Origin of the sequence: Streptomyces sp. NPDC007088 (genome assembly GCF_042869355.1) — a bacterium.
GTDB lineage: Bacteria > Actinomycetota > Actinomycetes > Streptomycetales > Streptomycetaceae > Streptomyces.
This window is the reverse complement of sequence record NZ_JBIAFO010000019.1, coordinates 19,886-45,157: the sequence shown is the minus strand read 5'-3', so window position 1 is coordinate 45,157 and position 25,272 is coordinate 19,886. Positions and strand designations below refer to the sequence as shown.

Annotated in this window: 22 protein-coding genes; 1 reads left to right on the top strand and 21 read right to left on the bottom strand. The window is 70.8% G+C overall.

The features are described 5' to 3' along the window. Positions 1-122: 122 nt before the first annotated feature. From dprA to ACFYMP_RS25625, 15 genes are all read right to left on the bottom strand, one after another. Positions 123-1,298, bottom strand: a complete 1,176-nt coding sequence (gene dprA / locus ACFYMP_RS25695; RefSeq protein ID WP_388861887.1) for a DNA-processing protein DprA — start codon at positions 1,296-1,298, stop codon at positions 123-125. Further along, the gene (locus ACFYMP_RS25690) at positions 1,295-2,914 is read right to left on the bottom strand and encodes a YifB family Mg chelatase-like AAA ATPase (protein WP_388861885.1); all 1,620 of its coding nucleotides are present in this window, start codon (positions 2,912-2,914) and stop codon (positions 1,295-1,297) included. The genes dprA and ACFYMP_RS25690 overlap by 4 nt, the downstream gene beginning before the upstream one ends. After that, positions 2,915-3,277 carry a YraN family protein gene (locus tag ACFYMP_RS25685; protein ID WP_388861883.1) on the bottom strand — a complete coding sequence of 121 codons (363 nt, stop codon included), beginning with the start codon at positions 3,275-3,277 and terminating at the stop codon, positions 2,915-2,917. 266 nt (positions 3,278-3,543) lie between these two features. Then, positions 3,544-3,852: a DUF2469 domain-containing protein gene (locus ACFYMP_RS25680; protein WP_004924843.1), complete on the bottom strand. Its 309-nt coding sequence runs from the start codon at positions 3,850-3,852 to the stop codon at positions 3,544-3,546. Between the two features lie 54 nt (positions 3,853-3,906). Next, a complete protein-coding gene (locus ACFYMP_RS25675; RefSeq protein ID WP_388862020.1) occupies positions 3,907-4,407 on the bottom strand; it encodes an NUDIX hydrolase in 501 nt (166 codons plus the stop codon). Positions 4,408-4,519: 112 nt separating this feature from the next. After that, entirely contained in the window at positions 4,520-5,266 is a 747-nt protein-coding gene (gene lepB / locus ACFYMP_RS25670) for a signal peptidase I (RefSeq protein ID WP_388861881.1), read from the bottom strand. 99 nt (positions 5,267-5,365) lie between these two features. Further along, the gene (lepB, locus tag ACFYMP_RS25665; protein ID WP_388861879.1) at positions 5,366-6,304 is read right to left on the bottom strand and encodes a signal peptidase I; all 939 of its coding nucleotides are present in this window, start codon (positions 6,302-6,304) and stop codon (positions 5,366-5,368) included. Between the two features lies 1 nt (position 6,305). Further along, complete coding sequence (gene lepB / locus ACFYMP_RS25660; RefSeq protein ID WP_388861877.1) at positions 6,306-7,193, bottom strand: signal peptidase I; 888 nt, start codon at positions 7,191-7,193, stop codon at positions 6,306-6,308. Positions 7,194-7,257: 64 nt separating this feature from the next. Further along, a complete protein-coding gene (gene lepB, locus ACFYMP_RS25655; protein ID WP_388861875.1) occupies positions 7,258-7,953 on the bottom strand; it encodes a signal peptidase I in 696 nt (231 codons plus the stop codon). 90 nt (positions 7,954-8,043) lie between these two features. After that, a complete protein-coding gene (gene rplS, locus ACFYMP_RS25650; RefSeq protein ID WP_363149580.1) occupies positions 8,044-8,394 on the bottom strand; it encodes a 50S ribosomal protein L19 in 351 nt (116 codons plus the stop codon). A 130-nt stretch (positions 8,395-8,524) separates the two neighbouring features. Next, positions 8,525-9,346, bottom strand: coding sequence for a tRNA (guanosine(37)-N1)-methyltransferase TrmD (gene trmD, locus ACFYMP_RS25645; protein ID WP_388862018.1), 822 nt, complete (start codon positions 9,344-9,346; stop codon positions 8,525-8,527). Positions 9,347-9,357: 11 nt separating this feature from the next. Beyond that, complete coding sequence (gene rimM, locus ACFYMP_RS25640) at positions 9,358-10,005, bottom strand: ribosome maturation factor RimM (protein WP_388861873.1); 648 nt, start codon at positions 10,003-10,005, stop codon at positions 9,358-9,360. Between the two features lie 196 nt (positions 10,006-10,201). Then, positions 10,202-10,441: an RNA-binding protein gene (locus ACFYMP_RS25635; RefSeq protein WP_077969807.1), complete on the bottom strand. Its 240-nt coding sequence runs from the start codon at positions 10,439-10,441 to the stop codon at positions 10,202-10,204. Between the two features lie 2 nt (positions 10,442-10,443). Further along, positions 10,444-10,872 (bottom strand): 30S ribosomal protein S16, encoded by a 429-nt coding sequence (gene rpsP, locus ACFYMP_RS25630; protein ID WP_388861871.1) that lies wholly within the window; start codon positions 10,870-10,872, stop codon positions 10,444-10,446. Between the two features lie 487 nt (positions 10,873-11,359). Further along, positions 11,360-11,956: a hypothetical protein gene (locus ACFYMP_RS25625; protein ID WP_388861869.1), complete on the bottom strand. Its 597-nt coding sequence runs from the start codon at positions 11,954-11,956 to the stop codon at positions 11,360-11,362. Between the two features lie 661 nt (positions 11,957-12,617). On the opposite strand from ACFYMP_RS25625, the gene ACFYMP_RS25620 reads away from it, so the two are divergent. After that, positions 12,618-13,607, top strand: coding sequence for an SAM-dependent methyltransferase (locus ACFYMP_RS25620; protein WP_388861867.1), 990 nt, complete (start codon positions 12,618-12,620; stop codon positions 13,605-13,607). Positions 13,608-13,893: 286 nt separating this feature from the next. On the opposite strand, the gene ftsH is transcribed toward ACFYMP_RS25620, so the two are convergent. The 6 genes from ftsH to ACFYMP_RS25590 all read right to left on the bottom strand — a co-directional run bounded on the left by ftsH (position 13,894) and on the right by ACFYMP_RS25590 (position 25,203). Continuing rightward, positions 13,894-15,816, bottom strand: a complete 1,923-nt coding sequence (ftsH, locus tag ACFYMP_RS25615; RefSeq protein ID WP_388861865.1) for an ATP-dependent zinc metalloprotease FtsH — start codon at positions 15,814-15,816, stop codon at positions 13,894-13,896. A 636-nt stretch (positions 15,817-16,452) separates the two neighbouring features. After that, entirely contained in the window at positions 16,453-18,009 is a 1,557-nt protein-coding gene (ffh, locus tag ACFYMP_RS25610) for a signal recognition particle protein (RefSeq protein ID WP_388861863.1), read from the bottom strand. A gap of 552 nt (positions 18,010-18,561) precedes the next feature. Further along, positions 18,562-21,237 (bottom strand): [protein-PII] uridylyltransferase, encoded by a 2,676-nt coding sequence (locus tag ACFYMP_RS25605; RefSeq protein WP_388861861.1) that lies wholly within the window; start codon positions 21,235-21,237, stop codon positions 18,562-18,564. Between the two features lie 331 nt (positions 21,238-21,568). Continuing rightward, complete coding sequence (locus tag ACFYMP_RS25600) at positions 21,569-21,907, bottom strand: P-II family nitrogen regulator (RefSeq protein ID WP_388861859.1); 339 nt, start codon at positions 21,905-21,907, stop codon at positions 21,569-21,571. Continuing rightward, positions 21,904-23,259, bottom strand: a complete 1,356-nt coding sequence (locus ACFYMP_RS25595; RefSeq protein WP_388861857.1) for an ammonium transporter — start codon at positions 23,257-23,259, stop codon at positions 21,904-21,906. The genes ACFYMP_RS25600 and ACFYMP_RS25595 overlap by 4 nt, the downstream gene beginning before the upstream one ends. 429 nt (positions 23,260-23,688) lie before the next feature. Continuing rightward, on the bottom strand, positions 23,689-25,203 hold the full coding sequence (locus ACFYMP_RS25590; protein ID WP_388862016.1) for a hypothetical protein: 1,515 nt from the start codon (positions 25,201-25,203) through the stop codon (positions 23,689-23,691). Positions 25,204-25,272: the final 69 nt, after the last annotated feature.

Sequence of the window (25,272 nt, the reverse complement as noted above, 5' to 3'; positions counted from 1 at the left end):
AGATACGTTCCGCTCGCCCACCGGCACGGTGGCGACCAACACGCTGAGCGATGATCCCCGACACGCTTTCGCCGGGACCGGCAAGGCCGTTGATGCCCCACCGGCCCCTCGCATCACTGCCCTCACAAGGCGTCGGACGTCGAAAAACCGGGTTGTACGGCCTGGCGTGTCAACTGCCAGCCGTCGCCATGTCGTTCGACAAATCCGAGGGCCTGCAGTTCGTACAACCGCGCGACCGCGTCATCCGTGACGGTTGCCGCGCCCAGGGCGACGTCGGACGCGGTGACGGTTCCCCGTGCGGGCAGTACCGCGAGCACCCGTGCCGCTTCCGGTGCCAGCAGATCCCTGGGAACGACCGGCCCCCTGCGCTCCTCGCCCAGTTCACCGACCGCGCCCACCAACTCGATCACGTCGGCCGCGTCGGTGACCAGATGTGCCTCGGCGCGCAGCAGTTCGTGCACACCCGCCGACAGTCCGCTGGTGACCGGCCCGGGTACGCCCATCGTGTGCCGCCCCAAGCGCTGGGCGGCACGAGCGGTCACCAGCGAACCGCTGCGGTGCGCCGCCTCGACCACCACGGTTCCCCTCGTGAGGGCGGCGATCACCCGGTTGCGCACCACGAACCGGCTGGGTGTCGGATGCTCCCCGGGAGGCAACTCACTGACGATCAGGCCCTGTTGAACGATGCGTTTCATCAGCTGGGCATGGCCTGCCGGGTAGCAGCGATCGATGCCGCACGCGAGTACCGCGGCCGTGGCTCCACCGGCGCCGAGAGCACCTCGGTGCGCGGCACCGTCCACGCCGTACGCCCCGCCGGACACCACCACCCAGCCGCGTTCGGCCAGATCGGCGGCCAGCGTGCCCGCTACATGGGCCCCGTACTGCGTACAGGCTCTCGCGCCGACCATGGCCACGGATCGCAGTGCCCACATCCTGAGATCGACCGTTCCTCTCACCCACAGACCGAGAGGGCGGGCCGCGCCGAGATCGTCCAGCTGAGCGGGCCACTCGGTGTCGCCGGGGCAGACGAAGCGGGCGCCCACCCGGGCCGCCGCCTCCAGGTCCTGTTCGGGCCGGGCGCGGGCCGCCCGGGCGCGCAGGCCCTGCCACCGGGAGGCGGTGAAGCCCCGGGGCGGGTCCGTCCGGCCGGCCAGTCCTATGACGAGGCCCTTCGCCCCGCCGTCCCGCAGCAGGGCGGTGACCTTGGGGTCTCCCGGTTCGAAGACCCGGGTCAGCGCGGCGCGGGCCAAGCGCTCCTCCGCCACGGGCGAAGAGCCTGGGGCGCGGGCCCCGCTCATCGTCGGCCTCCTTCGGCCAGGGGAACGCCGCGAGACACTCCCGTGCGCAGTTGCAGGGCGGAGGCCATGTCCGTGGTGTCGGGCCGGTCGTGTCCGGCCAGATCCGCGACCGTCCAGGCCACACGGAGTACGCGGTCCAGTCCACGGGCGCTGAGCAGACCGCGCTCGAGATCGCGTTCCACCACGTCGAGCGCCCCGTGAACGGCGGGCCAGCGGGTGCGGAGCTCGTGCCCGGGCACCTCGCCGTTGCTGTGCCAGGGCGTCCCCTCGTAGCGTTTCAGCGCCCTCTCCCGCGCCTCCCGCACCCGGTCGGCGACCACCTTGGTCGATTCGCCGGGTGAGCCGGTTGCCCGCAGTTCGGCACGGCTCACAGGCTCCACCCGGACCTTGAGGTCGACCCTGTCCAGCAAGGGCCCCGACAGACGGGCCTGGTAGCGCCGCACCATCGCGGACGGGCAGTCGCACGCGTCAGCGACGAGACCGTACCGCCCGCAGGGACAGGGGTTGGCGGCGAGGAGCATCAGGAACTTGGCGGGCAGCCGCACCACTCCGGCAGCTCGGGCGATCACGACGTGCCCCGACTCCAGGGGCTGGCGCAGGGCGTCCAGCACCCGGGGGCCGAACTCCGGTGCCTCGTCCATGAACAGCACGCCGCGGTGTGCGAGCGATACCGCGCCGGGTCGCGGCAGCCCGTTCCCCCCGCCCACCAGGGACTGCATGGTCGCCGAGTGGTGCGGGGCGCAGTAGGGCGGGGACTCCAGCAAGGGCCGGCCCGGCGGCAGAATGCCCGCCACCGAGTGGACGGCGGTCACTTCCAGGGCCTGGGCACGGGTCAGCGGCGGCAGGATGCCCGGCAGGCGCTCCGCGAGCATCGTCTTCCCAGCGCCTGGCGGACCGTGCAGGAAGGCGTGGTGGCCGCCGGCCGCCGCCACTTCGAGTGCTGTCCTGGCCGCGTACTGGCCGACGACGTCGCCCAGGTCGGGCCGGTGAACGTCTTCGGCTCCGGGGACGACGCCGGTACCGAACCCGGCCCCGGGCACACACAGCCCGGCGAGCAGCGCATCCGCACGGCCGTCGACCTCGGGCGGCTCGTCCGGGACGGGTTCGCCCGTGAGGACGGCGATGAGCTGGCGCAGACTGCGCACGCCGAGTACCGACATGCCGGGCACCAAGGCGGCTTCGGCCGCCGCGCTCTCGGGTACGACCACGTGGTCGTACCCCGCGTCCGCCGCCGCGAGCACGCCCGGCAGGATGCCTCGTACAGGGCGGGCCCTGCCGTCGAGCCCGAGCTCGCCGATCATGACGAGGTCGGCCAGCACCTTCGGGTCGATCCGCTCGGCCGCGCCGAGGACCGCGCAGGCCACGGCCATGTCGAAGCCGCTGCCGCTCTTGGGCACGGAGGCGGGGCTGAGGCCGACCGTGAGCTTCTTCTGCGGCCATTCGGCGCCGGAGTTCACGACCGCCGCGCGGACCCGGTCGCGGCTTTCGATCAGGCTCTTGTCGGGCAGGCCCACCAAGGTGAACGCGGCTACCCCGGGTTCGAGATCCGCCTGGACCTCGACCACGACTCCGTCGACCCCCAGCAGGGTGACCGAGCAGGTGCGGGCGAAGCCCATTCAGATCACCCCCCGGGCGTGCGCGACGAGCGCCGGGCCGCCGCGCGGCACCGTCACACCGATCAGGTCGATGCGGACGCCGCCTGGAGGCGGTCCGCCGTTGCGGCTGAGCCACAGCTCGGCCAGCGCGCGCAACCGCTCGGCCTTGCGGGGCCGGACTGCGGCCATGGGGTGCTCGTAGCTGTCGTCCCTGCGCGTCTTGACCTCGCAGATGACCAGGGTGTCGCCGTCGAGGGCGACGATGTCGATCTCGCCGGCCCTTCCGCATCGCCAGTTACGGGCGACGACACGCAGCCCGGCCTTGATCAGCGTGCGTGTGGCGAGTTCCTCGCCGTACTTTCCGAGAGCTCCTCGGGTGTTCATGGACACCACCTCCGTCACCGAATGTGACGGAAGCACCCCGAAGAAGTGGATCATGGAGTGGAACTGTGGATTACTCGCCAGTAGGCAGGACGCGCCTCACTCGTCCGGGTGAGTTCTCGGCCTCCTCACCGACGGGGCGCGTGTGAACTCTGCGGGTGAGCCGCCGGGCGCGACCCCGGCACAGCCCCGGCGCCCCCTGCGGCTCGGCCCGGCATCCGTGAGGGCGGTCAGCGGCCCGCTCGCGCCGTGCGCCCTTCTCAGGTCCTTCAGCCGCCGGGCAGTTCGAGGTCGCTCTTGTTGAGCTCCTCGATGTTCACGTCCTTGAACGTGAGTACTCTGACCTGCTTGACGAACCTGGCCGGGCGGTACATGTCCCAGACCCACGCATCTGCCATCGTGACCTCGAAGAAGACCTCGCCCTGCACCGAGTGGACCTGCATCTCGTAGTCGTTCGTCAGGTAGAAACGCCGCTCGGTCTCGATCACGAATTTGAACAGGCCGACGACGTCGCGGTACTCCCGGTAGAGCTTCAGCTCCATCTCGGTCTCGTACTTCTCGAGGTCCTCGGCGCTCATGGCGGTTCCCCTTCAGCCGTGCGTCCCCCCATTGTGCGCCTGCCCGGGGAACCTCTAGACGATTTCCGTGTCGAGGATCTCCGGCTGCCCGGGAGGCCCCTCGTCGAGCAGCCTGCGCAGCAGCCCGGCGAGCCTGGTCGGATACACCGTCTCATGGGCCCTGCCGAGTTCTTCGCAGGTCCACCACCGCGCTCCCGCCACACTGCGCCGTTCCAGTTCCGTCAGCGCCGTGGCGGCGGTCCCGGTCTGCGCGGTACGGGCCAGGAAGTACCACTCGTCCTGCACCCAGCGGCGGCCGGCGAACGGGAACGAGCAGGTACGCCGCCACAGGAGAGGCCCCAGAACCACCTGTGTGATTCCCGTCTCCTCGGCCAGCTCCCGCAGTGCGGCCTCCCGCCGGGTCTCCCGGCCCTCCAGACCTCCTCCGGGCGTGAACCACCAGTCGTCCTCGCGATCGTCCGGTTCGTGCCCGTGCAGCAACAGAATCCGGTCCTCCGGGTCGAGGAGCACCACCCGGGCGACCCTGCGGGGAGGGGAGAGGCCCTCGTCGGTGATGACGGCCGGGGCGTGTACGTCCGGTGCCGAGTCCGTCGCCGCGCGCGACGTCGGACAGTCTGCGCCGCCCGCCGGTGCGCCGTCCTGCGCGGTGTACGGATCGCGGTCATCGTCAGGCACGGGCGGTGGCCCCCTCCGGTCGCCCGGCACGACGCACTGCGCGCCGCCGTGCGAGAGGTCCGTACGCCGCGCCGCCGAAGATCAGCACGACGCCGGCCACGATGGAGGCCACGATGGGCCGCAGCGGCCCGGGAGAGGAGATTCCGCCGGGCAGGGAAGCGAATCCGGACGCCTTCCGCAGCATGCCCTCCATAGGCCAGGCCACGGCGTCGACCCGCGCCTGCACCGCCGAACGGGGCACAGAACCGCGTGCGACGTCCTGGAGGTGCGCGGTGGAGTCCAGGGAACCGGCGCGTTCGTCGCCCAGCAGGAAAAGGCGTCCGGCGGGCACTGTCGTCCTGGGTACGGCGGTGCCCTGCCCCGCGGCATCGGTCGGGAGGTAGGGCTCGTCGATCTGCTTGCCGTTCACGGTCAGGTGCCTGTCCGTGCAGCAGGCCACGGTGTCGCCGCCGACGGCCACGACGCGCTTCACCAGGGGGTCGCTCCCCCATGCCTTGTCCGTGAACACCACGACGTCGCCCCGTCGCACCTCGTCCCCCGATATGCGCTGGCCCAGGACTCGGTCCCCGGGGTCGATGGTGGGCGTCATGGAGGGCGTCGGCACCGTGTACGGGCGGTACTCCCACGCGCCCCAGGCGAAGCCTCCGAGGAAGAGGACGCAGCCGAGGGCCACGGCCGCACCGGACAGGAGGTGTCCGATGCGGCCGCGGCCCTCGGCCGTACGGTGTGGTGCGCTCATGTCAGTGGTCCCCAGGTCGGACGGAGCGACCACGTGGCCCGGGACGTCGCGGGTACGAGGCGAGGTCACGGCCGGGGATCGCCGATCTGGGAGCGCACCCTACCCGTCGGTACGCGCGGCAGTAACCCTTCGCCTGCGCCACAGTACGAGCGGTACGGCGCCGGCCAGGCCGAGCGCGGCAGGCCCCGACATGCTCGCGGCGGCGTCGACGCCGGACTGGTGGAAGGTGTCGGGCACCGGCAGCGTGGACCAGCGCTGCGGCGGCCAGGCCACGACGAAGGCACGGCCGATGACGTTGTCCACGGGGACGAAGCCGCCGTTGCGGTCGTTCGGGTGGTAGCGGGAGTCGGCGGACGCCTGCCGGTGGTCACCCATGACCCAAAGTTTGCCTTCCGGCACCTTCACCTTGAACTGGCCGCCCGTCTCGTCGACGGAGCAGGGGGTGTTCCCGGGGAAGACGTACGGCTCGTCGAGCGGCTTGCCGTTGACACGGAGAGGCCCGTCACCCTTGCACTCGACCGTGTCCCCCCCGACGCCGATGACCCTCTTGATGAGGTCCTTCTCGTCCGCGGAGGGCATGAGGCCGATGAAGCTCAGCCCCTTCTGCACCACGTTGGCCTTGGGTGTCGGCTCGGCGGCCAGCCACCCGCTCGGGTCCTTGAAGACGACGACCTCGCCACGATCGGGCTCCGAGCCGAACCACGGGGTGAGCTTGTCCACCAGGACCCGGTCGCTCACCTTGAGGGTGTTCTCCATCGAACCCGAGGGGATCGAGAACGCCTGGACCAGGAAGGTCTTGATGACCAGCGCGAGAGCCAGAGCGATGACGACCAGCAGCGGGAGTTCCTTCCAGAACGGCCGCGGTTTCCTGGGCTTGGTGCTTCGTCCGTGCCCCGTGGGGGCCGAGGTGTCGCTGTCGGGATCCGCAGCGTCGAGCCCCGTCTCCGCGCCGCTGCGATCGCCTCCGCGCCTCACGCCGTCCTCCGGCTCCTCAGGTCCCTCGTGTCCGGACCGAGCGCCCACCGCCACGTCCCCCACATCAACTCCTCACTTCGTGTCGCCGCCTGCATCGTGCGTGGTGCAGGCCCACCACTCCCATAACGAGCGGGAGTTCCGCAGGGATCGGGAGTACAGCTGTCGCCTTCGGCTTCTGAGGAGCCACCTTATGCGAGCCGTCGGGCGCCGACGCCGCCCCGACGGGCGCGTCGGCGACGTGCGCGTACGCCGCGCGCTGCCCCAGCGTCGCCCAGTGCCCGAGCGGCCAGGCGATGACGACGGCCCGTCCCACCACGGAGTCCTCGGACACGGTGCCACGGAATCGCGGGTCCTGGTGAAAGCGGGAGTCGCCGGAATCGGCGCGGTGGTCCCCCATGACGAACAGCCGCCCCGCGGGCACCCGTACCTCGAAGGGGACGGCCGAGGGCTTGTTCCCGGGGTGAACGTAGGGCTCGTCCACCGGGGTGCCGTTGACGGCGACGCGGCCCCGGGAGTCGCAGCACGCGACGTGGTCGCCGCCGACGGCGACGACCCGTTTGATCAGATCGTGCTCGTTGTCGGACGGGAGCAGCCCGATGGCCGTCAACCCCTTCTTGACGGCGTGCAGGGCCGCCGCGTCGGGCTTGTGGGGCGGCCCGTCCGCGCCGAGCCAGCCCCCGGGGTCCTTGAAGACGACGACGTCGCCACGGTGCGGCCGGGACCCGAACCAGGGAGTGAGTTTGTCCACCACCACCCTGTCCCCGACCCGGATCGTCTGCTCCATCGAGCCTGACGGGATGACGAACGCCTGCACCAGGAAGGTCTTCACCACGAGGGCGATGAGCACCGCCACGCCCAGGAGCAGGGGTATCTCCCGCAGCGCGGTACGTCGTCTGCGGCGCCGGACCCGCTGCGCCAGCCGACGCAGTTCCGCCCTGCCGGGCCGCGGCACGGGGGACGAGGGCTCGGGCCCCGGCGGGGACTCCCGCGGGACGCTGGTTCCGTGCTTGCCCCGCCTACCCATGCCCGTGGCCGGGGGCCGGGACGTCTTCGTACGTACGGTCGCGCCCGAGCCCTCCCCACCGGCTCAGTGGCCAGACGACGGTCTCCGCGCGGCCGATCACCGAGGAGAGGGGCACCATCCCGCCTCCCGGCGAACCCAGGTGGTCGCGGGAGTCGCGGGAGTCGCTGCGGTGATCGCCCAGCAGGAAGAGACGGCCGCTCGGGACCACGAGGTCGAACGGAACCTCGGAGGCCACGTCCCCCGGGTGAAGAAACGGTTCACTGACGGGACGCCCGTTGATCCTGAGCCTGCCGTCCTTGCCGCAGCACACCACCCGATCGCCCCCGATCCCCACGACGCGCTTGATGTAGTCGCCGTCGCCGAAGTAGCCGGCACCGTCGAACACCACGACGTCGCCACGGCGCGGCGTGCCACCGAAACGGTACGCCACCTTGTTGACGACTACACGGTCTCCGACATGAAGAGCCGGCTCCATCGACGTACTGGGGATCTCGAAGGGCTGGGCGACGGAACGGTTGACCGCCAGCAGAGCGAGGACGACGAGAAGCACTGTCAGCGTGTAGCCGCCACCGGGCAGCCAGGACAGACGAGAGCGCGGCCGTTCCTCCGCCTCCCCGGCCCCGGGATCAGTACCCGGGCCGGGTGCGGAGGAGCGGTCGCGCTCCGTGTGTTGTGCTTCGGTGTCCATCGAGGCCAGATGGTATCCGCCCCGTCTGTGGACCCCTCCGGACGATGGCCCGGAAGTGGCCCCGTGGCATATGCCACGGGGCCGACGCGATCACCTGTCGCGCTTCTCCTTGATCTTCGCGGCCTTGCCGCGCAGGTCGCGCAGGTAGTAGAGCTTGGCGCGACGCACGTCACCGCGGGTCACCAGCTCGATCTTCTCGACGATCGGGGTGTGCACGGGGAAGGTGCGCTCCACGCCGACGGAGAAGGAGACCTTGCGGACCGTGAAGGTCTCACGGACGCCGGAGCCCTGCCGGCGGATGACAACGCCCTTGAACTGCTGCACACGGGAGCGGTTGCCCTCGATCACGCGCACGTGGACGTTGACGGTGTCGCCCGGGCGGAACGCCGGGAGGTCGCTGCGCAGCGACGCGGCGTCGACGGAGTCGAGCAGGTTGGACATGTGTGTCTGCTTCCTCGCTGATGCCACAGGTCATCAGCGGAACATGGTGATGAGTGAAGGGGTGCTGTTCTCGTCGGGCGGACGTCGTTCCCCCTGTGGCAGGGGCGCACGCCGGACGGACGGCAGCGGCCTATTCTTCCACGTCGGAGGCGCTGGGCCCAAATCGCCCGTCGGGGCCGGGCTGCCAGCCGAGGATGGAGAGCATCTCCCGGTCCTTCTTGTCGAACGCCGCGGGATCACAGCGCGCGATGAGGTCCGGACGGTGCGCGACGGTGCGGCGCAGCGCCTCGTCACGCCGCCACCGGGCGATCTTGACGTGATGGCCGCTGAGCAGGACGTCGGGGATCTCCCGCCCGCGCCAGGCGGGCGGTTTGGTGTAGACGGGGCCCTCCAGCAGGTCGGCCATGGCTCCCGGTGCGAAGGAGTCGTCGCGGTGCGACTCGGCGTTGCCGAGCACGCCGGGGAGCAGCCGGGCGACCGCCTCGGTGATGACGAGTACGGCGGCCTCACCGCCGGCGAGGACGTAGTCGCCGATGGAGACCTCGTGGACCGGGAGGCGCGTCGCGTACTCCTCGGTGACCCGGCGATCGATGCCTTCGTAGCGTGCGGGTGTGAAGATCAGCCAGGGGCGCTCGCTGAGCTCCACGGCGAGCTGCTGGGTGAAGGGCCGCCCGCTCGGCGTCGGGACCACCAGGACGGGCTCGCGGGCCCCGGCCTCGTAACCGTCGGCGAGCACGGTGTCGAGGGCCTCGCCCCAGGGCTCGGTCTTCATGACCATGCCGGGCCCACCGCCGTAGGGGGTGTCGTCGACGGTGTTGTGGCGGTCGTACGTCCAGGCACGCAGGTCGTGGACGTGTACGTCGAGTTGTCCCCGGGCCCTGGCTTTGCCGACAAGGGAGACGTTCAGCGGTTCGAGGTATTCGGGGAAGATCGTGACCGCGTCGACCCGCAGGCCGCGCCCCGTCATCGCCCGTCCTCCGGTGCTCCGTGCGGGTCCCGCGCGGCGGCACCGTCCGCCCCGGGGGACGTCGCGGCGTCCTCGCCCGACGGGGCGGCCGAAGTGGCCGGAGCGGCGTCACGGGCGGAGGCGATCTCCGCCTCGTCGGGGTCGATCAGGCCGGGCGGCGGGGTGATGACGGCCCGCTGCTCCTCCAGGTCGATCTCGCTCACGATCTCCTCCACGAACGGAATCATGATCTCCGTGCCGTCGGGGCGTTCGACGATGAACAGGTCCTGGGAGGGCAGGTGCGAGATCTCGGTGATCCGGCCGATCTCCGTACCGTCCTCGGTGACCACATCCAGGTCCATGAGCTGATGGTCGTAGTACTCGTCGGGGTCCTCGGGAAGTTCCTCCGGATCGACCTCGGCGATGAGGAGGGTGTTGCGCAACGCCTCGGCTCCGGTCCGGTCCTTGACACCCTCGAAGCGCAGCAGGAGCCGGCCACTGTGCACCCGGCCCGTCGCGATGGTCAGGGGACCGGCTGAGGCCGGATCGGTGGCCAGGACGGCGCCGGGGCCGAGCCTCAGCTCCGGCTCGTCGGTCCGCACCTCGACGGTGACCTCGCCCTTGATGCCGTGGGCGCGGCCGATCCGCGCGACTACCAGCTGCACTGTGCCTGTTCTCCAGTCCTGCGTCTCGTACGTTCCGGGGACCCGGGTCACGCCGTGTCGGGCGTCGGCCCGGTGACGGGGCCCGGCCCGGGGCCCCGTGGCTCGTGGGACCCGGGCCGGGCACGGCCGCGGGGACGACTGCGGGCCGGGGCGGGCCCGAGAGCCCGCCCCGGCCCGAGCCGGTGCTGTGATTCGTTCAGCGAACCTGATCCACGTCGACGAGGTCGACGCGGATACCGCGGCCACCGATGGCGCCCACGACGGTACGCAGAGCGCGCGCGGTGCGGCCGTTACGACCGATCACCTTGCCGAGGTCGTCGGGGTGGACCCGGACCTCCAGCACACGCCCGCGGCGCAGGGTGCGCTCGGCAACCTGCACATCGTCGGGGTTGTCGACGATGCCCTTCACGAGGTGTTCGAGAGCCTCGTCGAGCATGCTCAGGCCTCGGTCGACTCGGACGAGTCGGCCTCGTCCTTCTTGTCGGCCTTCTTCGCCTTCGGGGTGATGGCCTCACCCTGCGACTCGTCGCCGGCCTTCTTGGAGGCGGCCTCGAAGAGACCACTGTGGTCGGCCTTCGGCTCCGGCTGGAGCAGCGGCGCCGGAGCGGGCTCGCCCTTGTACTTCTGCCAGTCGCCGGTCTTCTTCAGGATCGCGAGCACGGGCTCGGTCGGCTGCGCGCCGACACCCAGCCAGTAGGCGACGCGGTCGGCGTCGACCTCGATGCGCGACGGGTTCTGCACCGGGTGGTACAGGCCGATCTCCTCGATGGCCCGGCCGTCACGGCGGGTACGGGAGTCGGCGACGACGATGCGGTAGTGAGGCGCGCGGATCTTGCCCAGACGCTTCAGCTTGATCTTGACTGCCACGGAAGTGGTGTCTCCTGGTCTTGACGTGGTGGGGCACCAAGTGATGCCGCGTGGGGTTGCGGAATCCAAGGGGCCCGCGGGACGCGTCAGCCGGAGGAGAGAGGGGTCCTGTGCGGCTGTCGAGTACAGCTGTCCATTCTGCCACAGGTGGCGACGCTCCCGAACCCGTGGGTCGACGTCCGTTTGCGCGCACGGGCGCGCCCCGTCGGCTCGGGCACGCGACGCTACGTCGCGGGCGAAGGATCGCGCTCGCCCCTCGCTCCCCTGCCTGGCTCCCCCAGGGGCCGACGCAGGTGGGGGCGGGCCGGGAGACGGGGCGTGCCACACCCCCGACGGCGTGGGACGCCCGGGGAAGGAGCACCGGGCGCCCCACGCCGTCGGGGGGGGGGCGCGCACCGTCAAGGATCTCTGTGGCCTCGCCCCTGCCGGACCACGCCGCGCACGAGCAGACGGACGGAGGGCGAACGGACGGGTGGTCGCGAGATGTTCAGGTCATCGCCGGCACCGCTGCCTCCGGAATCCGGAACGGCTTGCCGCAGCCGCCGCACATGATCGGCGCCTGTGCGAGGACGGACGGGACGACCCGGACGTTGCGACCGCAGTCGCACACCGCCTTGACCCGGACTCCTCCGCCGGAGGAGCCGTGCCGGGCGGCGGGCCCGCGGAAGCTGCGTACCGAATCGGTGGACGTCGCCGCGGAGTGCGCTTTGAGGGCGCGCTGCAGGCGCTCGGTCGTGGACCGATAGCGTCTCTTCGCCTCCGGGTTGAGCGTGACCAGTGAGAAGCCACTGCTCGGGTGTGGCTCCTCGGGATGGTCCAGACCCAGTTCCTCGGCGATCGTCAGGAATCTGCGGTTGTGGTAGCGGCCGGCTCGCGAGGTGTCGCGGACACCTCGGGCGGCGGCAATGCCGTGGACTGCCTCATGGAGCAGTCGTTCGAAGGAGAGCGCGTGTCCGCAGGCGGACGACGACTCCCCGATCAGGGACTCGGGCGCGGCAAGATCGGGCAGCTCGGGGTGGTACCGCTGAATATCGGCCCACGCCTGCGCCAGCTCTGCGGCGAGAACAGGTGGTGTCGTGCTCACGTCGTGACAACGAGCCGGGATGTCGCCGTGTTCCTATTCCGGGGCATCCCAAATATTTTGCTCGTACCCGTCAGTTGCCCTTGATGCGTCCGGACGAGGGCGGGTGCGTCGATCTGCGGAGAAGGCTCACAGCTCCCACCAAGCCGGTACGTAGCGTCGCTACGTACCGCGCTGGTCACCGCCCCGTCCGCTGCCCCGTCCATGGCGCGGTACCCCGCGTCGCGGAGCCTGGGGCGCAGGGCGTGCAGGGCAGACCCCGCTGAAGGGGTGTGGGACGTCGCGCTGATTGTTGGGACGTTACTCCCGCCTGTGGCGGTTCCCGACATCACCCCCGTCGTTACTTCCGGATGTCGCGTGCGAGGCCCCGCCCCGTCCGGGTGCCCCGCTGGAGCACCTCAGCCGCAAGGCGCGATACGGACGTCCACACGTGGCTCGAATCGAACGGCTCCGCCCGAGCGCGCGGTACGGCCGCGGAAGCACGGGGGCGCACAGAGGTGGCACACCGGCACCGGACGACAAGCTCCCTGCCGCCCCTGGACGGCGCGGCGCGGGCGGAGTTATCTGGCATCCGGGGGAGAACGAGCACCAGCGCACGGGGCGGACATCCACGGGGGCGGACACCAGGGCACCATCCATCTCTCGGCCGATTGGGGCGTCGTCAATGACATCTACGCTCGTGCGGAAACACCGCCCTCGACGGGGCGACGTGCCTCCCCCGGAGGCACGGATGCGCGCGGCACGTGACTGGGCGGAGATCCAGGAACGGATGCTGGTACCGCTTTACGAGGCGGTGTACGACCGTGTGGAGGTGGGCCCTGGGGCCCGGCTTCTCGGGCTCGGCTGCGGATCGGGGCTGGCCCTCCTGCTGGCGGCGCGGCGCGGAGCCGAGGTCACCGGAGTGGACGGGGGCCCGCCGGAACACCTCACGCTGGCCCGGGAACGCCTTCTCGGTGAGCGAGCCCCCCGGGCGGTAGCGCCCGGCACCGTCGGCGCCGCGTCCTCCGGTCATCGGGCCTCTCCCCCGGTGGCGCGTTCGACGCCGGGGGTGCCGGAATGCGCCCCGTTCCTCGCCGGGGAGTCTCCGCGTCTGTTCGAAGGGGGCCTGGAGGACGTCGTGGAGGCCTCCACGCCCCCGTACACCGTGGTGACCGCGTTTCAGCCCGCAGGCGCCACCGCGGGTGACTACGAGGAGCTGACCGGCCTGCTGGACTCCGCCGTGCCGCTGACAGCGCGCGACGGCAGCGTCGTACTGGCCGGCTGGGGGCCACCGGAGCGCTGCGCCGCCTCAGCCGTGTTGCGCGTCGCCACCCGTCTGACGGAGGCCGACGCCTCGCTGTCCTTCGGGCCGGGGGAACTGGGCGCGGGCCACGGGTGGCGCCCGGAACGCCGCGACGACCTGGAGGCCGTGGCGGTTCGCGTCGGTCTGCGGCTCGAGGGATCGGGGCGGGTGGCCTGCCCGTTCGGCTACGCGGACGGCGACAGCGCCGTGCGCGGACTGCTCTCCACGGGGCTTTTCGACGCCGCCGTCGAGGCGACGGACCCCGGACAGGTCCGCAAGGAACTCAGGGAGGCGCTGCACCCGTACACGCGCCCCGACGGAACCGTGTGGATGCCCAACGTGTTCCGCTATGTGATCGCCACGAGGCCCTGAGCCGGGCGCCGGTGCGCGGACACTCTGCCTCGCGCACTCCGTTTCCCCTGCGCCGTCTGCCGTCGGGACGCGGCGGACGGAGGGGGTGTCACTACGACGTATCACCTTGCCGGCTCACCTGATCGGCGTAGTGAATTCTCCGCCGGGTGACGCTCGGGCGTACTCACCCTTCGTGCTCACCGGCAGTGATTCCCGTCGCGGCATGACCTCGTGACGACTCGCGGCAGCGGCCACGTCCGAGGAACGGTGCCGTTCGTCGCCGTCGTGCTGTTCGATCCGCCCCGTCTCAGTCCGTCTTCGCCAGCCTGGGGATGCCGGCCGCCCGGTAGGCGTCCGCCTCGTCCAGCGTCTCGTTCTCCAGCAAGGCGTCCGCCAGGGCGTCCAGCTGAGGGCGGTGCTCCCGCAATTGCCGTACCGCGCTCTCGTAGCACTCGTCGACGATGCGGCGCATCTCCTCGTCGATCGCGTCGAGAGTCGTCGGAGCGGCGGAGAGGCCGTAGGGCTGCTGGGCATCGCCCGGAAGGGCCGACAGGCGGCCGACCCGTTCGCTCATGCCCCAGCGGCCGACCATGCCACGGGCGAGGTTGGTGACCTGCTCCAGGTCGTTCTCCGCCCCCGTGGTGATCACCCCGAACACCACGTGCTCGGCGGCCATGCCGCCCAGCGCTCCGATGATGCGGCCCCGGAGGTAGTCCTCCGTGTAGGCGTACTTGTCGGCGTCCGGCGTGGAGAGGGTGACTCCGAGAGCGCGGCCGCGCGGCACGATGGTGATCTTCCGGACCGGGTCCGCGCCCGGCTGGAGCATACCGAGCAGGGCGTGACCGCTCTCGTGGTAAGCGGTTCTTCTGCGCTCCTCGCCGGGCATCACCAGGGCACGCTCGGCACCCAGCTGGACCTTTTCGAGCGCTCCCGACAGGTCGGAGGCCGTCACCTGCTTCTGCCGGCGCTTGACGGCCAGCAGAGCCGCCTCGTTGGCGAGGTTGGCGAGGTCGGCGCCCGTCATGCCGGGCGTCGTTCTCGCGACCTGGGCCAGGTCGACGTCGGACGCCAGCGGAATACCACGGGTGTGAATCCGCAGGATGGCCTCGCGCCCGTCCCGGTCCGGAGGACTGACGGTGACCGTCCGGTCGAACCGTCCTGGCCGGGTCAGGGCCGGGTCGAGGACATCGGCCCGGTTGGTCGCGGCGATGACCACCACGCCCTCGGCGCCGGAGAAGCCGTCCATCTCCGTGAGGATCTGGTTGAGCGTCTGCTCACGCTCGTCGTGGCCGCCCATACCCGAGCCGCCGCCCCGTGCGCGCCCGATGGTGTCGATCTCGTCGATGAAGATGATGGACGGGGCGACCTTCCTCGCCTCGGCGAACAGTTCGCGCACCCGGCTCGCGCCCACGCCCACGATCATCTCGATGAACTCGGACGCCGAAGCGGAGAAGAAGGGCACATCAGCCTCACCGGCGACGGCCCGAGCCAGGAGCGTCTTGCCTGTGCCGGGCGGCCCCGTCAGCAGGACACCCCGCGGCATCTTGGCGCCCATCTCGCGGTAGGAGTCCGGGTGCTTCAAGAAGTCGACGACGTCGTTGAGCTCCCCTTCCACCTCGTCGATCCCCGCGACGTCCGCGAAGGTGGTGCGCTTGCGCCCCTCCATCTCGATGGGTTTGGGCGGTGTCTTCCGGCCGAGCATCCCGCCCGCTCCGCCGAGACCGGAACTCACACGGCGTGCGATGAACAACCACAGGACGATGATCAGGATCATCGGCGCGAGTGAGATCAGCAGGTTGGTGAGCAGGCTGCGTTCCTGGACGACCGGCTGAGCGGTGACCGTGACCTTGTGCTTCTCCAGGTCAGCCCACAGCTTGTCGTCGGCGAAGGCCGGGCGCTGGGTGGTGAACTTCTTGTAGTCGCCGTCCCCGTCGCTGTCCTTCGGACGTGGCCGCCCCTTCTTCAGCTCTCCCTGGATCGCGTCGCCCTTGGAGTAGATCTTCGAGACGTTGTCGTCCGCGACCTGCTTGCTGAACTCCGTGTACGAGACGGTCGTGTCGTCGTCCCGGTTGACCAGGGAGAGCACGAGGTTCGTCAGGAGGTACACGATCAGTGCCGCGATGATGATGCGTAGCCAGGGCGGCTTTCTCTTGGGAGGCGGGGGCGGCGGCGCCCCTTCCGAACGCCACGGCTGGTCCGTCCGGTCGCGCGGGGGGACGGGATTACTCACGCGTGCTCCTTCGCCACCGGCACGAACCTTCCATCACTGTCCTGAATCGGACATTAATGGAGGTAACGCCGAGCAGCTTCCTGGCCGCCGCCGGACAGGGGGCGGGCACCACGCTTGGCGCCCCGTGGCATATGCGACGGGGCGTGGCCTGCTTGGGAGGCTGATGCGAGAGCTGTGGCGCCGAACCGTAGACGCCGCGGACGCGGTTCAGACGCCCTTCATGTCTTCCATCCAGCGCATCGCTGCCCCATGGCATATGCGACGGGGCGTACACCTCCTGCACAGGGGCCATTGCGCGGAGAACGGAGCGCGCCTAGCACCCCTCAGACCCTCACGGACAGCGGCCGGCGTCACGCCGGCCGCGCCCCGTGGCATATGCGACGACAACAACAGACCCTCAGCCAATGGCCGACAGCCGACTGCCCCAGTCCACCACTGTCGTATACAGCGCAGGGAGGGCATTGGTAAGGGGCACTCTCGATGGGGAGAGCGCCCCTTACAACAGAGGTGCGACGGCCGATTGGCGGTTGTTCGCGGAGGAGAGAGAACACACACCGTGGCCAGCCCCTAGCCACGGTGGCCCCTGATCTCCCCGGCTCAGGACCGGGCCGCCCCGGCCAACCGGGAACCGGGCGGTCAGCCCATGAACTTCTTGAACTCCTCGGGAAGCTCGAAGTCCTTCCCCGGCTGTCCACCGGGAAGTCCGAAGGCGTCGTCCTGACCGCCCGCTCCGCCCTGGGCGCGGCGGGCGGCGGCAGCCTGCTCCTCGGCCTTGCGCTTCATGGGGTTCCCGCTCTTGCGCTTGCCCTTGGCCTGCTTCTGCTGCTTCTTCTGCCGACCCGGGCCCCCACCCATGCCCGGCATGCCCGGCATCCCGGGCATACCGCCGCCCTGGGCCATGCGGGACATCATCTTGCGGGCGTCGAAGAAGCGCTCCACCAGATTCTTCACGGCGCTGACCTCGACGCCGGACCCCTTGGCGATGCGGGCGCGGCGTGAGCCGTTGATGATCGTGGGGTCCTGGCGCTCCGCCGGAGTCATCGACTTGATGATCGCGGCAGTGCGGTCGACATCGCGTTCGTCGAGGTTGTTGATCTGGTCCTTGATCTGCCCCATGCCCGGCAGCATGCCGAGCAGCTTGGAGATCGAGCCCATCTTCCTGACCTGCTCCATCTGAGCCAGGAAGTCGTCCAGCGTGAACTCCTTCGGCCCCTTCTGGAGCTTGCGGGCCATCTCTTCGGCCTCTTGCTGGCTGAAGGTCCGCTCGGCCTGCTCGATCAGCGTGAGCATGTCGCCCATGTCGAGAATGCGGGACGCCATACGGTCCGGGTGGAACGCGTCGAAGTCGTCCAGCTTCTCGCCGTTGGAGGCGAACATGATCTGCTTGCCGGTCACGTGCGCGATCGACAGGGCCGCACCGCCACGCGCGTCGCCGTCGAGCTTCGAGAGGACGACGCCGTCGAAGCCGACACCGTCGCGGAACGCCTCGGCCGTGTTGACCGCGTCCTGACCGATCATGGCGTCGACGACGAAGAGGATCTCGTCGGGGTGCACGGCGTCGCGGATGTCCGCGGCCTGCTGCATGAGCTCCTGGTCGATACCGAGCCGCCCGGCGGTGTCGACGATCACGACGTCGTACTGCTTGGTCCGCGCGTGGTCGATGGAGTCCTTCGCCACCTGGACGGGGTTGCCCACACCGTTGCCCGGCTGCGGGGCGTAGATGCCCACCCCGGCACGCTCGGCTACGACCGAGAGCTGGTTGACGGCGTTCGGGCGCTGGAGGTCGCACGCGACCAGGAGGGGAGAGTGGCCCTGCCCCTGGAGCCACCGGCCCAGCTTGCCCGCGAGTGTCGTCTTACCGGCGCCCTGGAGACCCGCCAGCATGATGACGGTGGGCGGCTGCTTGGCGAACCGCAGTCGCCGCGTCTCGCCACCGAGGATGCCTACCAGTTCCTCGTTGACGATCTTGACGACCTGTTGCGCGGGGTTGAGGGCCTTGGAGACCTCTTCTCCGAGGGCGCGCTCCTTCACCTTCTTGATGAAGGCCCGCACGACCGGAAGCGCGACATCCGCCTCAAGGAGCGCGATGCGGATTTCTCGCGCGGTGGCGTCGATGTCCGCCTCGGACAGACGCCCCTTGCCGCGGAGGCTCTTGAAGGTCGCTGAGAGGCGATCGGAGAGGGTATCGAACACGGCGCTCGTCGGTCCTCGGGGTCGGGGGCAGAGTGGATCGTTGTCTAGGGTATCCGCCTCCGCCGGAACAAAGCCCTTGGCCGTCCGAACAAGGCGGTTGCAGGTGACGTGCGGGGCGTACGTGACGCACAGGTCGTGCGGGACGGCGTGCGGGACGTGGCTTAGGAGGCGTGGCGCGAGGGACGTACGGAGCCTACGCGCCCGCGGTAGTGCGAGACCCACGGCGGGTGTCTCCTGGCCAGAAGTGGCGGGCGGCTCCCGACCAGGATTGGGGAGCCGTAGGGCCAGGACACGGGGCTTGCCCCGCGGCATATTCAACGGAGCAGGCTCCACAACCCGGGAGACTCCTTCAACCCCGCCCCGTGGCATATGCCACGGGGCGGGGGCGGCGCAGAGCGCCCCAGAGCGAGGCACACCGAAGAGCGACCGGCCCCCGCGCCTCGGCCCGGCACCTCTTCCGAGTCCCGGGCAGCCGCTCAACTTGCCTCCCTCCACCCGCCCCCTCTGGCTGTTGCTTCTCCATCCGAACTGTCTATTGCCTCCCCATCCGGATCACCGGAGCGACTTCTCCAGTTCTTCGGCCAGAGACGCGGCCCCGGCCGGAGCCAGAGGGCCCCCATCGGAACCAGTCACGTAGAACGCGTCGACGACGTTGGCACCGAGAGTGCTGACGTGGGCGCTGCGCACCAGCGCCCCGGCAGTCTCCAGACCGCGTGCCAGACGGTGCAGCAGCCCGGGTGCGTCCTGGGCCCGTACCTCGATGACCGTGGCGTGCCGGGACGCGGCCGGGGCGACGCGTACACGGGGCGGGGGCGCCGCCAGCCCACGCCGCCGGGGGTACGCCGCGTCGCGTTCCGCCAGCCGGGCGCGGATGTCCAGGTTCCCGTCGAGGGCACGGACGAGGTCGGCACGGAGCCGGGTTGCCTGGGGCAGCGAGCCGTACTCCGCGGCCACGCGCCAGTTGAGTACCAGGATGTTTCCAGAACCCTCGTCCTGGCCTACGGCAGACGGACCGGTCGGGCCCGTTGCCTCCTGCTTGTCCCCGAGGCGGCCGCCCGGCTGACCGGCGCCGACCCGGGTCTCGCCGGTTTCCTCCCCGCCGTTGTCCGCCCCGTCGTCGTTCGCCGCCCCGCCCGTCTGAGCACCGTCGGAGCTGACACCGTCGGGAAGCACGGTGCTGCGGAACTCGGCGGTGCGCACGGTGAGACGGTGCAGGGCGAGCACGCCGGCGACGGCGGCGAGGACGCCGCGCTGGTACGGGACGGCGACGAGCAGTTCGACACCCAGCGGTTCCCCGGCCCCGTCCTCGGCCACGTCCGCGTCGGTCTCCGCAGGCTCCGCTTGCGCCCCTCCCCTCGTGGCGTCCGGTACCGTCCTGCTCTCCGGGCGGGCGTGGAGGGTGAGAACCGGGCCGGCGGTGCGGAAGGCCTCGACCGCGAGGCGTTCCTGTTCTGCGGTGAGGGCTGCGGCCGGTTCGGAATCCGCGGGAGCCTCGCCGGAGAGCAGTGACGCCACACGCCCGGCCAGGTCGTCGACGAGCGAGGCGCGCCAGGCGGACCACGCGGCCGGCCCCGTGGCGAGGGCGTCGGCCTCGGTGAGTGCGTGCAGGAGTTCCAGTGTCGGCAGGTCGCGCACGGCGTCGGCCACGGCGCGCACCGTCGCCGGGTCGTCCAGGTCACGCCGGGTGGCCGTCTCCACGAGGAGCAGGTGGTGGCGTACGACGGAGGCGAGGGTGGCGACGTCGGCGCGGTCGAAGCCGATCCGGGCGGCGACATCGCGCACGATGATCTCGCCGGCCACCGAATGGTCCCCCGGCCATCCCTTGCCGAGGTCGTGCAGCAGCGCGGCGACCAGCAGGAGGTCGGGGCGCGACACCCGGCGGGTCAGTGCCGCGGCGCGCACCGCGGTCTCGACAAGGTGACGATCGACGGTCCAGGTGTGCACCGCGTTGCGCTGCGGGCGGCAGCGGACGCGTTCCCAGTCGGGAAGGAGCCGGGTGACGAGACCTTCGGCTTCCAGCGCCTCCCAGACGTCGACGGTGGGACGGCCGGCGCCGAGAAGTGTCACGAGCTGGTCCCGGGCCTCGGCCGGCCAGGGAGTGGGCAGCGGGGCCGTGGCGGCCGCGAGACGGCGCACGGCGTGCAGCGAGAGGGGCAGTCCGGCTTGGGCGGCGGCCGCGGCGGCGCGCAGTGGCAGGACCGGGTCGCGATCGGGGCGGGCGGCGCGGGCGAGGACGGCCTCACCGTCCTGTTCGACGACTCCCTCGGCGAGCGGGTTGCGCTCCGGCGCGGGCTTGCCGCCGCTGAGCATGGCCCGGAGCCGGGGCCGCACGGAGCGCGCTTTCAGGACGCGGCTCACCTCGCGCCACGTGACGTCGCCGGCGTAGGCGACGGTGCGCGCCGACTCGTAGACCTGTCGCAGCAGGGTGTCGGCGTCGAGGAGGCCGAGGGCGGCGGCGACCTGATCCTGTTCCTGGAGGGCGAGGCGGTCGGTGGCCCGTCCCGTCGCGAGGTGCAGGGCGTCGCGGACGTCGAGGAGCCGGCGCCGGGCTTCGGTGAGTCCGGCACGCGGCGCGTCGGCGAGCCAGGACGCGGCGACGGCGCGCAGCGCGGTGACGTCGCGCAGGCCGCCACGCGCCTCCTTGAGGTCGGGTTCGAGCAGGAACTGCAGTTCGCCCTGGCGTTCGGCGCGTGCGGCGCACAGGTCGCGGAGTTCGGGCAGGCGTTTGGGCGCCTGGTTGCGCCAGTCGGCGAGGACGGTGGAGCGCAGGCCGGTGGTGAGCCCGAGGTCACCGGCGACGTGTCGGGCGTCGAGAAGCCCGAGGTGGACCTTGAGGTCGTCCCCGGCTGTCTTGCGCGCCTCGTCGAGGGTGCGCACGGAGTGGTCGAGGTCGAGTCCGAGGTCCCACACGGGGTACCAGATGCGGTCGGCCAGGGCCGCGACGGCTCCCGGGTCGGCGCGGCCGTCGTGGAGCAGGAGCAGGTCGAGATCGCTGCGCGGGGAGAGTTCACCGCGCCCGTAGCCGCCGACCGCGACGAGGGCGGCGCCCGGTACGTCGCGGGAGGCGGCGTCGAAGAGCCCGGTCAGCCAGTTGTCAGTGAGTTCGGACAGGGCGCGACGCCGTGCGGCGCCGGTGGTCGCCTCCTGTTGAAGGAGGCTCAGGCGTGCCGCGGCGTAGCCGCTGGGTCCCGGGTCGTCGGTGTCGGGGCGTGGGTCGAGGCTCGTCACCGGGCAGCTCCTGGGGCTGTCCCCTCGCACCGGGCGAGGAGTGTCGTCGTCCGCCACGGAGTTCTCGCGTCCGTGGGCGCCCCGCTCGTGCGGGGGTCTCTTCTAGGTGGTGTGGCGTCGTCCGTCGTGGCGATGGGGAGGGGGATGGCGGGGCGGGGCGTGCTCCGTCCGGGGCGCGCCCCGCCCGGCGGCCCCGTGTGCGCCGGCCGTCGGGTGGGCGCGGGCTCCGCGGCGGTCGCCGGACCCGTGGAGCGCCGTATGCGCCCCGTCCCCCGTCCCGGTGCGCCTGTGCGGCGTACGGGGCGGGGGACGGGGCGGCGCGAGCACGGGGTCAGAGGGCGTCCGGGCCGCGTTCCCCGGTCCTGACCCGCACCGCGGTGTCGACCGGCAGGCTCCAGACCTTGCCGTCACCGATCTTGCCGGTGCGGGCGGCCTTGATCACGACGTCGATCAGCTGTTCCGCGTCGTCGTCCTCGACCAGGACCTCGATCCGGATCTTCGGGACGAGGTCCACGGTGTACTCGGCGCCCCGGTAGACCTCCGTGTGGCCACGCTGGCGGCCGTAGCCGCTGGCCTCGGTGACGGTCAGCCCGTGGACGCCGAAGGCCTGAAGCGCCTCCTTGATCTCGTCGAGCCGGTGCGGCTTGACGACCGCGGTGATGAGCTTCATGCGTCCACCTTCTTGTTCGTCGCCGGACCCACCGCGGCGTCAGAGGTGGGAAGAGTGCTGCTACGGGGCAGGGAGCCGCCGCCGGCGCCGCTGTAGTCGTACGCGGTCTCGGCGTGCTCGACCTGATCGATGCCGGAGACCTCGATGTCCTCGCTGACCCGCATCCCCATCGTCTTGTCGATGACGAGGGCGAGGATCGCGGAGACGACCAGAGAGTACGCGAGGACCCCGAAGACGCCCGCGGCCTGCTTGCCGAGCTGGTCGAGCCCACCACCGTAGAACAGGCCCTTGGCGTCGGACTGGACGCCTCCGGTGGCGAAGAGGCCGACGAGCAGCGAGCCGACGACGCCGCCGACGAGGTGGACTCCGACGACGTCGAGTGAGTCGTCGTAGCCGAACTTGAACTTGAGGCCGACGGCCATGGCGCACAGGACACCGGCGATGGCGCCGACGGCGATGGCGCCGAGGGGGCTGACCGCGCCGCCCGAGGGAGTGATCGCGACGAGGCCCGCGACAGCGCCGGACGCCGCGCCCAGGGTGGTGAAGGCGCCGTGGCGGATCTTCTCGTAGATGAGCCAGGCGAGCATCGCGGCACCGGTGGCGACCTGCGTGTTGAGGAACATCACGGCGCCCACGCCGTCGTCGTTGCCGAGCCAGGAGCCGGCGTTGAAGCCGAACCAGCCGAACCACAGGAGGGCGGCGCCGAGCATGACGAGCGGCAGGTTGTGCGGCCGCATCGGGTCCTTCTTGAAGCCGACCCGCTTGCCGATGACCAGGATGACGCCGAGCGCCGCGGCGCCCGCGTTGATGTGGACCGCCGTACCACCCGCGAAGTCGATCACCCCGAGGTCGAAGGCCCAGCCACCGGAGCCCCAGACCCAGTGAGCCACGGGGAAGTACACGATCGTCACCCACAGGGCGATGAACAGCGCCCAGGCGGTGAACTTGACGCGGTCGGCGAGGGCGCCGCTGATCAGCGCGGGCGTCAGGATCGCGAACATCAGCTGGAAGACGGCGAAGACGTAGACCGGGATCGTGTAACCGTCCCAGAGCTGCACGACGCCGATTCCGCTGAGCCCGACGAAGTCGCCGTTCCAGCCGACGAGGCTTCCCTTGTCCGTGCCGAAGGCGAGGCTGAAGCCGTAGAGCACCCACAGGATCGTGACGATCCCGAGGCTGATGAAGCTCATCATCAGCATGTTGAGCGTGCTCTTGACGCGGACCATGCCTCCGTAGAAGAAGGCCAGCGCCGGGGTCATCAGCATGACCAGGGCGGAACAGATGAGCATGAATCCCGTGTTCGCGGCAGACAGCTGGGGAGCGTCTGCGGCGAGCGTGATGCCTGGGGGCATCTGCGTCTCCTCGTCGTCGGTGCGGCCCGTGCGGGCGAAACCAGTGCGGTCGTGAGGGGTGGGCCGGTTATGCGCCATGAGGTTGTCGCAGCGCGGTTTCGGTCGATGCCCCTCGGTGTTTCACCGCCGTGACGAAGGCATGGCGCGTGTTACGCGTCTATGAACTGCCGGATGTCGGCCGGTGTCGTCGTTATCGTTGCGCAACCTACGGCAGCAGCGATGCGGCCGCCGAGGGCGTTCAGAGGGACGGCCGCGCGGTATACCTGCCGCGCGTGACGCAGACGCGTGACGGGGAACGCCCCGGAACGCGGTCTGCGTTCCGGGGCGTTCCCCGGTGTACGACGGGGGTGCGGCGCGGAGGCCTCGATCTCTCCTCGCGAGGAGCACACGGCGCCCACGGTGCCCACGGACGGTGCGGGGCGGGGGCGCTCAGGCGGGTGTCTGTGCGGCCTCCGGCAGCCGGGTCGCCAGCTCGTTGCCCAGCTCGATCACCTCGGTGACGTCGCCGTACTCGCGTACGGCGCTGTCCACGGTCTTGCGGAGTCTGGTGTTGAGCCGCTCCGAGCGGACCTTCTTCGCGATACCGATGGCCTCGCTCGCCGCCGCCGCACCCCGTTCGGGTTCCCGCTTGAGAAGGTGCACCGTCGCGAGGCCGATGAGGTTGAGCGCGTACGAGCGGTGGTGTTCGAGGTCCCGGCCGAACAGCTCCACGGCGCGGCCGATCGCGGGCTCCGCGAGGCCGGCGTAGGTGACGTTCCGCCCCGCGGCATATGCCAGGTCGCGGAAGGAGTGCCCGTTCTCGGCGTACAGCTCGGCCTCCGAGAAGAAGGTGATCCAGTCGGGGTCGGGCGCATCGCTGTCCGTCGACTCGTTGGCCTCGGCGAAGGTGTCCTCCGCCATGCGGACCGCCCGTTTGCACTTGCCCGCCTGGCCCAGGTTGGCGTAAGAACGGGCCTCCATCGCATACAGCATGGCCTGAGTACGCGGGGTCGAGGCGTGGCGGCTTCCGTACTGGGCGAGGTGGATCAGCTCCAGCGCGTCGTCCGGGCGGCCCAGGTGAATCATCTGACGAGCCATGTTGGACAGGACGTAGGAGCCCAGCGGCTTGTCGTCGGCCTCCTTGGCGGCGTGCAGGGCCAGGACGAAGTACTTCTGCGCCGTCGGCTGGAGCCCGACGTCGTAGCTCATCCAGCCGGCCAGCTCGGCCAGTTCGGCGGCGACCCGGAAGAGGCGTCGGCCGGTGTCCTCGGTCTGCGGTTCCTGGAGAAGATCGGTGACCTCGTGCAACTGGCCGACGACGGCTTTGCGGCGCAGCCCTCCTCCGCACTGGGCATCCCACTTGCGGAACATGACGGTGGTGGATTCCAGCAGTTCCAGCTCGGGACGCGACAGACGATGCCCCGTACGGCGCGAGGAGGTGGACTGCTCCACCGTGGTCAGCGGTTCACCGTGCATGGGCTGAAGCCAGCGCTGCATGGGCTCCACGAGGCCGGGGCCGGCCGTGAGGGCGAGCGAACCGCCGAGGAATCCCCGCCGGGCGAGCATGAGGTCACTGCGCGAGAACTCGCTCATGAGCGCCACGGTCTGCGGCGCCGTCCAGGGCAGGTCCACTCCCGCCGTGGAGGGTGACTGGTGCAGGGAGCGAAGACCCAGGTCCTCGACGCTGACGGCGCAGCCGAAGCGTTCGGAGAACAGCTCGGACAGCAGCCGCGGAATGGGCTCGCGCGGCTGTTCGCCGTCGAGCCAGCGCCGCACTCTCGACGTGTCCGTGGAGATGTGGACGGCGCCCAGTTGCCGCGCCCTGCGGTTCACCTGGCGGGCCAGCTCGCCCTTGGACCATCCGCTGCGCAGGAACCACGACTCCAGCAGGGCGTTGGGCCGCTTGTCGCCCGCTCCGGTACCCGTACCGCTGTCGGGTTCGCCGAACTCGCCGTTCCCGGCCATGAGCACGCCCCCATCCCTGATGCTCTCCGTCGTCGCCGTACGCCGACCCGCCTCGGGGCGCGCGTCCGC